The following is a 15315-nucleotide window of genomic DNA, read 5'->3' as shown; positions in this document are numbered from 1 at the left end:
AGAGTATGTCGTCGCCTTTCTTTTAAGAATCCTCATCATGTATTTGATGGGGATTTTTTGGTTTTAATGGTATGCTGGAATGGGATACATTAATACTGAATAACATCTAATTTAAAATATAAAATCACTATTTATAGTGATGCGAAAGAGAAAGTGGAGTAGTAGTTTTGCATTAAAGTTACAATGTGTCAAATTATAAATTTGGAGAATTATAATTGATCTGTTTGCAAGTATTCTTGCGTAGCTTTAATTTGATTTCAAACTAAAATAATATTTTTTAATTTGAAATCAAATATTATTACATTACTTGCTCGAGTAATTAGTATTAGCATTGGGGAGCTTTACGACATTATTCGGGCTTAGTAATAATTAATCAACTAAACCATTTTCAACTGCATATTTTACGAGACCTGCCGTATTTTTGGCATTTATTTTAGATAATAAGTTACGGCGGTGTGTGTTTACGGTATTTAAACTGATAAAAGTCTTTTCGGCAATTTCTGCTGTATTGTATTCATGTGCAATGAGTATTAAAATTTCTTTTTCTCTTGAGCTTAAATCAGCTAAATTGGAAACTTGTTTTTCAATTTTTAAACTGTTCATTAAATGTTTTTCTTCTAATTCTTCTGCAAAATAGTTTTTACCAGATGCAATAGAATTAATCGCCTCAAGAAGTTCTTCCTTCTCAGCATTCTTTAATAAATAGCCATTTACGCCAATGCGTATTAATCTCGAAACAATCATAACATTGCTATGCGTACTTACAATTAGAATTTTGATGTTTGGATATTCTTTCCTTAAAATTTTGCTCAATTCAATTCCATCCATTTCAGGCATACTAATGTCTAAAATTATAAAATCGGTAGTGCCTTTTTTAATGATTTCTAATGCTTCAATTCCATTTATTGCTTTGTCAACTATAGTTATATTCGGTTCCTGTTCCAATAAAGAAATAATTCCTTGTAAGAACATAGTATGATCATCGGCAATAAGCAGGTTTATTTTATTCATAAACAAATATATTAGTTGCTTTTTAATTCGTTAAGTTGATTTTTTAAGTCAACGCCTTTTATTTTTTTAATTTTGATTGAGAGATTGGAATTTCAATATTTACAATTGTACCACGTTTTAATTTTGAGTCAATTACTAATGTGCCGTTTAGTTTTTTAATGCGATTTTCTAAATTAATGAATCCAATTCCTTTTGATTGATTTTCAGGCTCAAAACCAACGCCATTGTCTTCAAATAAGAGGTTTAATATATTTTCAATATAGTTTAATTGAATTTCAACTTCAGTGGCTTTTGCATGTTTAATCGTATTCGTTAATAGTTCCTGAATGATTTTAAAGGTCTCAATCTGTATATTTTCAATCAATTCGTTGATGGAATTTTTTGGAAAAGGAATGAAAGAAATTTTAATATTGCTTGCACTTCCAATATTTATTAAGTAGGATTCTAAAACTTCTAAAAATTTATTCTGCCTGAATTTTTTAGGAAGTAAAGTATGGGATAAATTTCGAACCTGCTGATATGTTTCATCCAGCTGTAGACTAATTTTTTGGATATTAGAGAAGTCACCTGAATTTAAATGATTTACCTGTAGTTTTATAGCCGCTAAATTACCACCAATACTATCATGAAGTTCTTGCGATATGCGCTGTCTTTCTTTATCTTGACCACTTATTGAGGCTTTAACCAATTCTAATTCTTGTTCTTTTAAAATCCCATTTATTTTCTGATTACTTATTTCCATCTGTTTACTATTCAATAAACGCTGAAAAGTAAAACGTTTGTAATACTGAAAAAGAAGACCAATTATTGGAAGTAGCAATATTAGAAAAGCAACAATAATAAAGAGTTTAATTTTCTTTTGCTGATAGATTTCGAGTGCTTTTAATTGCTGATCATTCTTTAAAAGTGAAATTTCATTTCTTTTTTTGTGTACAGAATTTTGGAAAGCTAAAATTGTATTTTCATTATTTTTCGTCAAGATTTCCTCTTGCAACATCATATTTTTAATCGCTTCTTCTTGATTAGCCATTGTTAATTTTTTGGCTTCATTTTCAAATTTTAAAACTTCGATTTCTTTTTGTTTTTGTGCGATTTTGTATTTGATTTCTAATTCATTAATCTCTTTAATTCTTTCGAGTTTATTGATAGAATCTTTAAAAGCGACAGATTTTTCAAAGAATGAATAAGCACTTTTGAAATCGTCTTGTTCAAGAGCAATTTTCTTTAATTCGTCATAAATAAAAGCCTGATTTTGGAGTAATCCAAATTGCATTGATTTTTGAAGAGCTTCTGAAAGTATCGATTTGGCATCACTATATTTTTTCTGAGAAACATAGCAATTACCAATATTGTTTCTCGTAATAATTGACAATTGATTCAGTTCATTTTTATCAGCAATAACTAGCGCTTCCTGAAACATATTTAAGGCTTCCTGATTTTTGTTTTGTAAGCGATAATTTTCTCCTAAACCAATTAAAATGACTGCTTTTCCTTGTTCATTATTGTTTTTTTCGCAGAGATTTTTTCCTTTTTTATAGAAAATATTGGCGTTGTCATAATCCTTTATTCTCGAATAAATATCACCAAGATTGATATAACTTCCTACGATTATTTCGCTGTCCTCTTTGTATTCCAAACACTGCTTAAACAATTTAATAGCATTAGGATAATCTCCTAATTCCACGTAATTCTGGGCTAAACCATGCGTGTGTACGTAGAAAAGATTTTTCTCATTATATTTTTGGGAAACTTCTATGCCTTTAAGATGCCATTTTTTACTTTCATTATACAATCCTTTTTTATTATAATTGATAGCAAGTAGGTTGTATCCTAAAGAAAAAAGACGGTTTTTTAAAGAATCATTGACAACCGTATTGTACTTCAAAGCTTGGTTTGTATAATAAATTGAAGAATCGATAATGGCTCTTTTACTAAAATAGTATGCAAGAAGTAAATTTGTACGAGCTATAGCTCTATTGTCTGGTTTAGATTTTAGAATCTGATGTGCTTTTTTATAGGCCTTTTTTTCTTCTCCATTATTATATAAATTGTAAAGAGTAAGTGTGGTTTTATCTTCTTTAATAAGAACAGCCTTTTGGGACACTAAAGATTTCTTTTTATTTTCAATCTGAGCTTGTAGACCAAAGCATAAAAAGATTAAGAGGAATACATGAAGTCTTCGTGACCAGATTCTCATACGTTTTTGGTTTATAATCTTAATTGAATAAGAATATTTTTTAAGTTTTGGAAATTTGAGGATTAAGTTAAAACAAGTTTAAAATTAACAATTAAAAATACTACAAAACAATGAAATGGCCGATTTGTAAAATAAAAATTTTAGACGGAGTTGTGATATTTTTTAATAAATATCGGATGTAAATGTTTTGTAAATCAATATTTTAAAACACTAAAAGTTTCTTAAATAAATTTGAAGGCATTTTTTCTTGCAGTAAATTAGTAGAACCATACTTTAAAACTACAAATTATGAAAGTGAGAATATTTTTAGCACTGACATTGTTATTGTTAGCAATATCGGTCAGTGCGCAGAAAAAGATAGAAGTTGCAGAATTGCCAAAACCTGCACAAGATTTTTTGAAAAAACATTTTAGTTATACCACTGTTGAAACGGCAAAGAAAGATGCTGAACATGGAGAAAAAGGTTATGAAGTTAAATTGAAAGATGGAACAGAAGTAGAATTCTGGAAAGACGGATCGTATCGTGAAGTTGATGGTGGAGATAATCCAATTCCAACTGATTTTATTCCAGATAATATTAAGGCTTATGTAGCGAAAAATCATCCTAATGAAAAAATAACGCACATTGATTATGGACATAAGGATCTCGATGTAGATTTGACAAACAATATCGATTTGGAATTTACCAAAGAGGGTAAGATTCTAAAAGACAAAAAAGATGATTAATAATCTTAATTTTTGACTGATTTTTTGAAAATATAAACGTGAAAGAAAATAGTTTATATTTACATCTTCTATTATTTGTTTTATGGAAGAAAATAAACATGTAACGATTTATGATATTGCCGAAAGACTTAATTTGGCAACATCGACCATTTCACGAGCTTTAAAGGATCATCACACGATTAGTGATAAAACGATAAAGAAAGTAAAAAAGACCGCTGAAGAAATGGGATTTGTTCCTAATACTTTAGCCGCAGGTTTGCGTGGTAATAAAACTAAAACCATTGGAGTTTTGATTCCCACCGTTACACAACCCTTTTTGTCATCATTAATCAGCGGAATCGAAATTACGGCTCAAAAATCGGATTATACCGTAATCATTATGCAGTCGCACGACTCGTATGAAGAAGAAGTCAATATGGCGAAATCTTTGTACAGTAACCGTGTAAGTGGTGTAATCTGCTCGTTGGCAATGGAAACGCGCGATACGTCACATTTTCATCAATTCTCAAACAATAATATTCCGTTAGTTTTTGTCGACAGGGTTCCGAAAGATTATAATACTTTCAGAGTCGTAATCGATAATTATTCAGCTGGATATAAGGCGACTAAACACCTTATTGAACAAGGCTGTATTCGTATTGCCCACATTACAGCAGGATCAGAATTAGGAAATTTATATAATGAACGAAAAAGAGGCTACATCGAAGCCTTAAAAGATCATAATGTTGATATAGACGAAAATCTTATTGTCAATTTAAATTCAGTTACTTACGAAGATGGTGTAAAAGCCAGTAACGCTTTATTTGATTTAAAACCAATGCCAGACGGATTGTTTGCTCCTGGAGATATTATTGCTGTAAGTGCCGTGCAAACAGCTAAAAAACGTGGCATAAAAGTTCCTGAAGAATTTAAAGTAATTGGTTTTAATAATGATCCAATTTCGCAAATAATAGACCCTAATTTGTCTACTATAACGCATCCCGCAGAAAAAATGGGAAAAGCGGCTGCAGAAATTATTATCAAAAACTTGAAATCATCTAAAAATGATGATGCTAAAGAAATTACCTTTTTAAATACGGAAGTACTCGCAAGAGAATCCACTCAAAAATAAAATCAAGAACATTCTCTAAATAATAAAGGCTTATCGATTCGTTTGATAAGCCATGATTTTTTATGAAAACAATTACACTTCCAGACGAGATGAATTTAGAAAAATCACAACAAGTTCATGTTGTTGGTTATAGCAGTTCTAAAGACGTTTCGAAACAGCAGATTATTTTAAATCAAAATATCATCAGTTTTTTGATTGAAGGAACAAAAGAAGTCATTTTCGATAATGAAGCATTGTCTATAACGCCTTCGAAATTTATTGTAATGAGATCTGGAAATTGTTTAATGACAGAAAAAAGAATTTCAGAAACGTCACTTTATAAAAGTGTTCTTTTGTTTTTTTCTAATGAAATGCTTCACAATTTTATTAGAAAAATGGAATCTGAAAGATCAGAATCAATTGAACCAAAATCAGTTTATGCGTTTGATTATGATAATTTCCTAAAACGTTTTGTAGATAGTTTAGGCGATATTTCTAACCTTTCAAAAGCAGTTCAGTCAAAATTATTAGAAGTAAAGTTTGAAGAAATTATGCTTTACTTGACAGATAAATACGGAACAGATTTTCTTTATTCTTTGACTACAAACAGCGATGATGCCGCACAAAAATTCATTCGAACTATCGAAAACAGTCATTTAAGTAAACTGACTTTAAAAGAATTAGCATTTTTATGTAATATGAGTGTTTCGACTTTTAAAAGAGAATTCGAAAAATACTATTCAGAATCGCCTATAAAATGGTTTCAAAATAAAAGATTGGAACATGCACATTATTTGCTGAGTCAAGAAAAAAGCCCTTCTGAAGTTTATTTTGAAGCCGGTTACGAAAACCTTTCAAGCTTCAGTCAGGCTTATAAAATCAAATATGGCGTAACGCCCAAACATCATAAAACGATTTGAGCTTTTAGCAACAGTTTTTGAACCTTTGCCTAAAATTATTCAGCCGTTCCAAATTTAACTTTGCTTAAAATTTTAAAACAGATAAAATGAAAAAGCTAAGTTTAATTTTGGTGATGTCAGCCATTTTCTCGACATCTATTTTTGCACAAAAAACATTTACATTAAGCAGTAAAGATTTAGGAGGAGAAACTACTAAAATTCAGGAATTCAACGGATTTGGATGCTCAGGCGAAAACCAGTCTCCACAGTTATCTTGGAAAAATGCTCCAGAAGGAACCAAAAGTTTTGCAGTAACGATGTACGATCCTGATGCGCCTACAGGAAGCGGATTTTGGCATTGGGTTGTAGTGGATATTCCAGCAAATGTAAATGAATTGGTAACCAATGCTGGAACTAAAAATCTTGTTCCAAAAGGAGCAATTCAAAGTGTTACTGATTATGGAATTAAGGGTTTTGGAGGACCTTGTCCGCCGGTTGGTCACGGATATCATCAATATATCATCACCGTTTATGCATTAAAAACTGATAAATTGGGAACAGATGAAAACACAAATCCAGCTGTAGTTGGATTTAATCTTTGGAACCAGACTTTAGCAAAAGCCAGTATTGTAGCGTATTATAAGCGATAATAATTAGAGGATTTAACTTTAAATAACCCCGTTAAAGCAGGATAGTTTTTATAATTATCCTGCTTTTATTTGTTATAGAAATTATTTTTTTGAAAAAAGTAGAGTTAAAATTTTTTTCTTAAATAACAATCTTATATTTTTACGCAACCGATTGCAATTGTTGTTTTATTTAGGATAATGTATTTTTTGAATTAAAATTTTGAAAAATGTGCTCAATCAGAAATGAAATATTGATTCTTTCAAAATAGAGATTGTAAAGAATAAATAAAAACCTAATGACTTCATTAAAATTTGTTTTCCTGTTTCTCTTGATTTCCTTTTCGGCTTCGGCACAAAAGGATTATAAATTGTGGCTTCAGTATAATGTTGTGAGTAATTCTTCAATCGCTTCAGAATATAAAAACAACCTTAAAGAAATTGTTGTTTTAGGGAATTCAGAAACCATTAAAATTGCTCAAAAAGAACTTCAAACAGCTTTTCAAGATATGCTGGGAGCTATTCCAGAAATCAAATCAGATATAAAAGGAGAAAATAATCTAATCGTTGGTTCGCAATCAAGTTTAAATGCTGAAATCAAAAAGGAGTTGAAATCTGATTTTGATAAAATAAATACTGAAGGTTTTATCATCAAAACGGTTTTCACTAAAAACAAAAAGCAAATCGTCATTACAGGAAAAAATGATGTTGCCGTCTTATATGGAGTTTTTAGTTTTTTGAGAATATTACAAACTAACAAAGCAATTAAAAATTTAGACATTCTAGATTCTCCAAAAACAAGAATCAGAATACTAAATCATTGGGATAATTTAGACCGAACAGTTGAAAGAGGTTATGCCGGATTTTCACTTTGGAATTGGCAGAAATTGCCAGATTTTATTGATCAGCGTTATATTGATTACGCTAGAGCGAATGCTTCAATTGGAATAAACGGAACAGTTTTGACCAACGTAAATGCAAATGCTTTAATTCTGACTCCTCAATATTTAGAAAAAGTCGAAGCTTTAGCCAACGTTTTTAGACCTTACGGAATAAAAGTCTATTTAACTGCAAGATTTTCGGCTCCTATTGAAATTGGAAACTTAAAAACTGCCGATCCAAAAGATCCAGAAGTTATCAATTGGTGGAAAAATAAAGCGGTTGAAATCTACAAACGAATCCCTGATTTTGGAGGATTTTTGGTAAAAGCCAATTCAGAAGGTCAGCCTGGACCGCAAAACTACGGAAGAGATCACGTTGACGGAGCCAATATGCTGGCTGATGCCGTTACGCCTTTTGGCGGAGTAATTATGTGGAGAGCATTTGTATATTCAGAACACGATGCAAATGATCGAGCAAAACAAGCTTACTCTGAATTTCAGCCTTATGATGGAAAATTCAAAGACAATGTAATTGTTCAGGTCAAAAATGGAGCAATCGATTTTCAGCCAAGAGAACCTTTTCATCCGTTATTTGGGGCGATGCCGAAAACGCCTTTAATGATGGAATTTCAAATCACGCAGGAATATTTAGGTTTCAGTACGCATTTGATTTTTCTGCCTAAATTATTTCAAGAAGTTTTAGAGTCAGATACCTATGAAAAAGGAAAAGGTTCGACTGTTGCCAAAGTTGTAGACGGAACTTTACATCAAAACAAATTAACTGGAATTGCTGGCGTTGCTAATATCGGGAACGATTTAAACTGGACAGGACATCCTTTTGCGCAGGCGAATTGGTACGGTTTCGGAAGATTGGTTTGGAATCCGTATTTAGATTCTGAAATTATTGCTGATGAATGGCTGAGGAGCACTTTTTCGAACGATGAAAATTTTGTTAAACCTGTAAAAAAGATGATGATCGAATCGCGCGAAGCTGTTGTAAATTATATGACACCGCTAGGTCTGCATCATATTATGGACACAGGTCATCATTACGGACCAGGACCGTGGGTTTCTAATTTGTCAAGACCAGAATGGAATCCGACGTATTATCATAAAGCTGACAAAAACGGAATTGGTTTTGACCGATCAAAAACGGGAACTAATGCTACTGCACAATATATGCCTGAGGTTGAGAAACTTTTTGATAATCTAGAAACCTGTCCAGAAAAAGATCTTTTATGGTTTCATCACGTTTCATGGGATTATAAACTGAAAAATGGACAAACGCTTTGGAATGGTTTGGCGCTTAAATATCAGGAAGGTGTAGATCAAGTGAAAGAAATGCAGAATGTTTGGAAGAAAACCGAAAAATATATCGACAGTGAACGTTTTCACGAAGTTGGAATGTTACTTGAAATTCAGTACAAAGAAGCAAAATGGTGGCGTGATGCGTGTTTATTATATTTTCAGCAGTTTTCTGGAAAAGGACTTCCGAAGGGAGTAGAAAAACCAACACAGACTTTAGATTATTTTAAATCATTAAAATTCCCATTTGCACCTGGAAATGGATAAATATATTTTAAAAAATTATGAGCAAAAAAACGGCAATTGTAACGGGAGGAAATTCGGGTTTAGGATTTGCAACCGCAAAGAAATTATGTGATAATGGAATCAAAACTTACATCATTGGTAGATCAAAAGAAAAAACAGAAGATGCGTGCAAGGAAATTGGAGAAAACGCCATTCCAGTAATCTTCGATTTAAATAATTTGAGTGAAATTCCTGCGATGATTGAAAGCATTACAAAAGAAAATCCAATTGATATTTTGGTCAACAATGCTGGAATCAACATGAAAAAAGAAATTCCAGAGGTAACCGATGAAGACTTTCTTTCAATTATTCATACCAATCTTATGAGTGTTTTTGCGGTAAGTAGAGAAGTGATAAAAAATATGAAAGCCAACGGAAGAGGGAGCATCATTAACATTAGCTCTATGGCATCTCAATATGGAATTCCAAAAGTAATAGCATATTCGGCTAGTAAAGGTGCAATTGAGTCAATGACACGTGCGATGGCAACAGAATTAGCGCCAGCAGGAATACGTGTAAACTGTATAGCACCTGGATTTATTAAAACTAAAATGTCTGCAGCTGCTTTGGATAATGATCAGGAAAGAAAAAATAAAGTATTGGGAAGAACTCCAATGGGATATTTAGGTGAACCATCAGATATTGCAGATGCAGTTTATTATTTTGCTTTAAGCGAATCAAAATATACTACTGGTACAGTATTGCCGGTTGATGGTGGAAATAGTATTGGGTTTTAATTGTGAAAATGCCACAAAGTCGCTAAGTCGCAAAATTTTTCTGTTCAAAGTATTTTTAAAATAAAACTTTGCGACTTAGCGCCTTCGTGGCATAAAAAAAAGAAGTATGATAAAAATGCAACAAACCATGCGATGGTTCGGACCAACCGACAATGTCAAATTAATAGACATTAAACAAGCCGGAGCAACGGGAATTGTAACCGCTTTACATCAAATTCCAGTTGGAGAAATTTGGTCTGTTCAGGAGATTCAGGAAAGACAGCAGATGGTTAGAAATGCAGATCTGGAATGGACGGTTGTAGAAAGTCTTCCAGTTCATGAAGAAATCAAACGTGCTTCGGGAAATTATCTTCAATACATTGAAAATTATAAAATCAGTTTGCAAAATCTTGCAGATTGTGGAATTAAAATTATAACCTACAATTTCATGCCGATTCTTGATTGGGTGAGAACCAATCATAACTTTATAAACGAAGACGGAAGCAGGGCTTTGCTGTACAATCAGGATGCATTTACCTTTTTTGATGTGTTTCTTTTAAAAAGACCGAATTCGGAAAATGATTATTCGGATGCGGAGAAAGAAAAAGCGTTGCAGTTTGGAAATCAATTGTCTGAAGACGAAAAAGCATTATTGTTTAAAAATGTCTTATTAGGATTGCCTGGAAGTAAAATCAACTTTACAGCAGAACAGATTTTATCACTTTTAGATAATTATGCCGATATCGATAATGAGAAACTAAGAGAAAACCTGATTTATTTTCTATCAGAAGTAACTCCGATTGCGGAGAAAAACGGACAAAAATTAGCGATTCATCCAGACGATCCGCCGTTTTCGGTTTTAGGACTCCCAAGAATAGTTTCTACAGAGGCTGATTTGAAAGCTATATTTAATGCTGTTCCGTCGAAAGCAAACGGATTGTGTTATTGCACAGGATCATTAAGTGCCGATCCCAAAAACGATCTAGAAAAGATAATAGATGATTATGGAGACCGAATTCACTTTTTACATCTGAGAAATACTATCCGTGAAAGCGAAACTATTTTCAGGGAATCAGAACATTTAAACGGCGATGTTAAAATGGAAATAATTGTGGAGAAATTACTGTTGTTGATGAACAAAACCAAAATAAGTCTTCCAATGCGTCCCGATCACGGTTTTCTTCATCGAGTTGATGAAGAAACAGAAACTTATCCAGGTTATTCGTTAACAGGAAGATTGAAAGGTTTGGCTGAGTTAAGAGGTTTGGAAATGGGAATTGGTTATAAGTTGAATTTGTAATCAAAGTTTAGTTAAGTGTCCTAACAGGTTTCCAAAACCTGTTAGGTATAAGAATATAAAAGTACTGCTTGTCATTTCGAGGAACGAGAAATCTCCACAAGAAACTCTACAAAGTTGATCCAGCACGTGGAGCTACTAACGAAAATTTCTCTCTTCGGTCGAAATGACAAAACTGGCGATAATTGTAATGAATTTAAACCCGACAGGTTTTTAAAACTTGTTGGGTTTACGATGGGACAGGAAAAACTTAAAATAATACCTAACAGGTTTCCAAAACCTGTTAGGATATGTGCTTAAACAGTAAATGCCTTTTTACAGACAAAGAAAATCTATGATTCTATGTGTTCAAAAATTAAAACTTCATATCTAATTTTACTACTTTTCCTAATCGGATTAAGCACAAATTCGTATGCCATAAATCCAGAAAAATATGTAGTCAATCAGGCTTCTAATGAAAACTTCCCTTTGGTTTCAAAAGGAAAAATAGCTTCGATTTTTTTAGACGATAAAGATTATGGAGGAGTTTTAAAAGTAACAGGACATTTAGAAAACGATCTTTTTAAAGTTTCAGATTTACGTCCGAAAAGAATAAAAAAGATTGCTGAGGCAGAAGATTTTGTTGTCATTATTGGGACACTCGGAAAAAGTAAAATCATAAATGAATTAGCCAGACAAGGAAAAATTGATGCCAAAGCACTTCAGGGAAAATGGGAAAAATTTACCACACAAATTGCCGAAAATCCGTTTAAAGGAATCAAAAAAGCCTTGGTAATTGCAGGTTCTGATAAAAGAGGAACGATTTACGGAATCTACGATTTATCCAATCAAATTGGCGTTTCGCCTTGGTATTTCTGGGCAGATGTTCCAGTGAAAAAACAATCAGAATTGCATGTTTTACCTGGAATTCATTCTCAGGGAGAACCAAAAGTAAAATATAGAGGAATTTTTATAAATGATGAAGCTCCGGCTTTATCTGGATGGGCATTTGAAAAATTTGGCGGATTCAATTCTAAATTCTACGATAAAGTTTTTGAATTGATTTTGCGGATGAAAGGCAATTATTTATGGCCTGCAATGTGGGGTAGAATATTTTATGTTGAAGATCCACAGAATGCTGTTTTAGCTGATGAATATGGAATTGTGATGGGAACTTCGCATCACGAACCGTTAACGAGAGCGCATGCAGAATGGGGAAAAGCAAACGGGAAATGGGATTTTAATTCCAATTCGGAAGCTTTGATTCAATTTTGGAAAGACGGAATTAAACGAATGGGAGATAAAGAAACCATCGTTACAATTGGAATGCGTGGCGATGGAGACGAACCTATGACCGAAGGGACTGCAATTGATTTATTAGAAAATATTGTAAAAACACAAAGAAACATTATTGCAGAAGTTACTAAAAAACCTGCAGAAGAAACTCCGCAAATGTGGGCACTTTACAAAGAAGTTCAGGATTATTATGATAAAGGAATGATTGTTCCAGACGATGTAACACTTTTATTGTGTGATGATAATTGGGGAAATATTCGCAAACTTCCAGAGCTTGATGCAAAACAAAGAAAAGGTGGTTACGGTATTTATTATCATTATGATTATGTTGGCGGGCCAAGAAATTATAAATGGATCAATACTAATCAAATTGAAAGAGTTTGGGAACAAATGGATTTGGCATATCAATACGGAGTTAACAAAATCTGGATTGTGAATGTGGGTGATATTAAACCAATGGAATTTCCGATTGAGTTTTTCTTGGATATGGCGTGGAATCCTGAAAAGTTTAATGCAGAAAATCTACAAGATTATTATGTGAATTGGGCTAAAGAGAATTTCGGAAATCAGTTTACAGAAGAAATTGCAGAGATTTTAAAATTATATACCAAATACAATGCGCGAAGAAAACCAGAATTATTAGATACTAAAACGTACAGCATTATAAATTATAATGAAGCTGATCAAGTTGTGGTAGATTATCAGAAATTGGCAGAAAAAGCCAATTTGATAAACGAAAAATTACAGCCAGAATATAAAGATGCTTTTTATCAACTGGTTTTGTTTCCTGTTTTGGCAAGCTCGAATTTAAATGAATTGTATATAGCGACGGCTAAAAATCATTTGTATGCAGAACAGGGAAATGCGATTGCAAATCAGTATGCTGAAAAAGTAAAAGTATTATTTGAGAAAGATAGTTTACTTACGGATTATTATCATACGAAACTGTCAAATGGAAAATGGAATCATATTATGTCACAGACACATATTGGTTATGATAACTGGCAACAGCCTGACAAAAATGTAATTCCGAAAACAAAAACAATCGAAATTTCGAAGAATGCTGAATCTAGAATTTCAGCTAAGGATTCTTCGAAAGTTGAAACATCGATTAATAAAAATCTAGATAATGTTCAAGGTTTTGTAGAAAGCGACGGTTACATTTCGATAGAAAGTAAAAATTATTCTAAAGCAATAAACTCGGATGCAGTAAAATGGACTGTTATCCCAAATCTTGGCAAAACAGATTCAGGAATAACAATAAAGCCTTCGAATATTCAGTCGATTGAAATTTCGGAACAATCGCCGAGATTAGAATATAATGTTCATTTTTTCAGCAAAGGAAATGTAAAAGTAAAAGCTTATTTTTCGCCAACAATCAATTTTAAAAAGGGTGAAGGATTAAAATATGGAATTGGTTTTGACGATGAAAAACCCCAAATCATGAACCTCAACGCAGATTCTTCAGAAAAAGCTTGGGCAGAATCGGTTGCTAATAATATTAAAATCATTACCTCAACGCATGAAATTGAAAAAGTAGGAAATCATGTTTTGAAAATTTATGCGATTGATTCGGCTTTGGTGCTTCAGAAAATTGTAATTGAAACCGAAGAAGGAAAAGTTTTAGAGTCATATTTGGGACCTCCACAAAGTTTTAGGAAGGAATGATTTCATAACGTAACACGTTCTGTTTGTCATTTCGACGTAAGGAGAAATCACACTAGAAACTCCACACAGAATATCGCCAATCTTTGTCGATTTCCGAGTGTGATTCCTCGTTCCTCGGAATGACAAAACTAAACGAATAAAAAAACAATTAACTATTTAAACCAAAAGATATGAAATGTATTAAACCTTATTTAATTGCCGTCACGACTTTGCTGGCTGTCAGCTGTACTTCGCAAAAAGAAACGGCTTCATTAAAAGATGCTTACAAAGATGATTTCTACATTGGAACCGCTTTAAGCGCAGATCAAATCGAACAAAAAGACAAAAAAGTCGATTCTTTGATTAAAAAAGAATTCAATGCTATTACGGCAGAGAATATCATGAAATCGATGTACACGCATCCGCAAAAAGACAAATATGATTTTACTTTGTCCGATAAATTTGTAGCGTATGGCGAGAAAAATAAAATGTTTATTCACGGACATACTTTGATATGGCATAGTCAATTAGCGCCTTGGATGGAAAAAATTGCCGATAGTACAGAAATGAAAGCGTTTATGCAAGATCATATTACAACAATCGTTTCCAAATACAAAGGCAGAATCAATTCGTGGGACGTTGTAAACGAAGCCTTAAACGATGACGGAACTTTGAGACAATCAGTTTTTTTGAAAACTCTTGGAGATAAATATCTAGTTGATGCTTTTAAATTGGCTGCAAAAGCTGACCCAAAAGCAGAATTGTATTATAACGATTATAATATCGAAGAACCAGCAAAAAGAGCTGGAGCAATCGCTTTAATTAAAAAAATAAAAGCCGAAGGCGGAAAGGTTGATGGAGTGGGAATTCAAGGACACTGGAGATTAAATAGTCCATCATTAGAAGAAATTGAAAAAAGCATTTTGGAATATTCAGCTTTAGGAATTAAAGTCGCTTTTACAGAATTGGATATTACGGTTTTACCAAATCCATGGGATTTAAAAGGAGCTGATGTAAATCAGAAATTTGGAGGAAGTGAGAAAATGAATCCGTATCCAAAAGCATTGCCAGATTCTATCCAAAACAAGCTTGCAGAACGTTATGCTTCAATTTTTAAATTATTTTTGAAACACAAAGATAAAATTAGTAGAGTTACTTTTTGGGGTGTTCACGATGGTAAATCTTGGCTAAATGACTGGCCAATAAAAGGAAGAACCAATTATCCGCTTCCGTTTGACAAAGAATTAAAACATAAACCAGCTTACAACAGCATCTTAAAGTTGAAAGAAACTAAAGAATAAGCAGTCAAAATAATTTGATTTTGATGAATTTATAAACAATCGGTTGTGAAATGAAAAAT

At 32.5% G+C, this 15315-nt stretch carries 11 protein-coding genes; 9 read left to right on the top strand and 2 right to left on the bottom strand.

The window, feature by feature from the left end; genetic code table 11:
• Positions 1-369 precede the first annotated feature (369 nt).
• Positions 370-1011, bottom strand: a complete 642-nt coding sequence (locus DM444_RS14715; RefSeq protein WP_111287932.1) for a response regulator transcription factor — start codon at positions 1009-1011, stop codon at positions 370-372.
• Between the two features lie 58 nt (positions 1012-1069).
• Complete coding sequence (locus tag DM444_RS14710) at positions 1070-3208, bottom strand: tetratricopeptide repeat-containing sensor histidine kinase (RefSeq protein ID WP_239455688.1); 2139 nt, start codon at positions 3206-3208, stop codon at positions 1070-1072.
• 288 nt (positions 3209-3496) lie between these two features.
• Between DM444_RS14710 and DM444_RS14705 the strand changes: the two genes are divergently transcribed.
• The 9 genes from DM444_RS14705 to DM444_RS14665 all read left to right on the top strand — a co-directional run bounded on the left by DM444_RS14705 (position 3497) and on the right by DM444_RS14665 (position 15256).
• Positions 3497-3934, top strand: a complete 438-nt coding sequence (locus DM444_RS14705) for a PepSY-like domain-containing protein (RefSeq protein ID WP_111287930.1) — start codon at positions 3497-3499, stop codon at positions 3932-3934.
• Between the two features lie 82 nt (positions 3935-4016).
• Positions 4017-5045 carry a LacI family DNA-binding transcriptional regulator gene (locus tag DM444_RS14700; RefSeq protein ID WP_111287928.1) on the top strand — a complete coding sequence of 343 codons (1029 nt, stop codon included), beginning with the start codon at positions 4017-4019 and terminating at the stop codon, positions 5043-5045.
• Between the two features lie 62 nt (positions 5046-5107).
• Positions 5108-5944 carry a helix-turn-helix domain-containing protein gene (locus tag DM444_RS14695; RefSeq protein ID WP_111287926.1) on the top strand — a complete coding sequence of 279 codons (837 nt, stop codon included), beginning with the start codon at positions 5108-5110 and terminating at the stop codon, positions 5942-5944.
• An 86-nt stretch (positions 5945-6030) separates the two neighbouring features.
• Positions 6031-6573 carry a YbhB/YbcL family Raf kinase inhibitor-like protein gene (locus DM444_RS14690; RefSeq protein ID WP_111287924.1) on the top strand — a complete coding sequence of 181 codons (543 nt, stop codon included), beginning with the start codon at positions 6031-6033 and terminating at the stop codon, positions 6571-6573.
• A gap of 275 nt (positions 6574-6848) precedes the next feature.
• A complete protein-coding gene (locus tag DM444_RS14685; protein ID WP_111287922.1) occupies positions 6849-9002 on the top strand; it encodes an alpha-glucuronidase family glycosyl hydrolase in 2154 nt (717 codons plus the stop codon).
• A gap of 17 nt (positions 9003-9019) precedes the next feature.
• Positions 9020-9757, top strand: a complete 738-nt coding sequence (locus DM444_RS14680; protein ID WP_111287920.1) for an SDR family NAD(P)-dependent oxidoreductase — start codon at positions 9020-9022, stop codon at positions 9755-9757.
• A gap of 115 nt (positions 9758-9872) precedes the next feature.
• Complete coding sequence (uxuA, locus tag DM444_RS14675; RefSeq protein ID WP_111287971.1) at positions 9873-11036, top strand: mannonate dehydratase; 1164 nt, start codon at positions 9873-9875, stop codon at positions 11034-11036.
• Between the two features lie 339 nt (positions 11037-11375).
• The gene (locus tag DM444_RS14670; protein ID WP_111287918.1) at positions 11376-13976 is read left to right on the top strand and encodes a glycosyl hydrolase 115 family protein; all 2601 of its coding nucleotides are present in this window, start codon (positions 11376-11378) and stop codon (positions 13974-13976) included.
• A 170-nt stretch (positions 13977-14146) separates the two neighbouring features.
• Positions 14147-15256 carry an endo-1,4-beta-xylanase gene (locus tag DM444_RS14665; protein WP_111287916.1) on the top strand — a complete coding sequence of 370 codons (1110 nt, stop codon included), beginning with the start codon at positions 14147-14149 and terminating at the stop codon, positions 15254-15256.
• Positions 15257-15315 lie beyond the last annotated feature (59 nt).

This window comes from Flavobacterium ginsenosidimutans (assembly GCF_003254625.1).
GTDB classification, from domain to species: Bacteria; Bacteroidota; Bacteroidia; order Flavobacteriales; family Flavobacteriaceae; genus Flavobacterium; species Flavobacterium ginsenosidimutans.
Note: the sequence above shows the minus strand (reverse complement) of the source record. Positions and strands in the feature narration are given on the sequence as shown.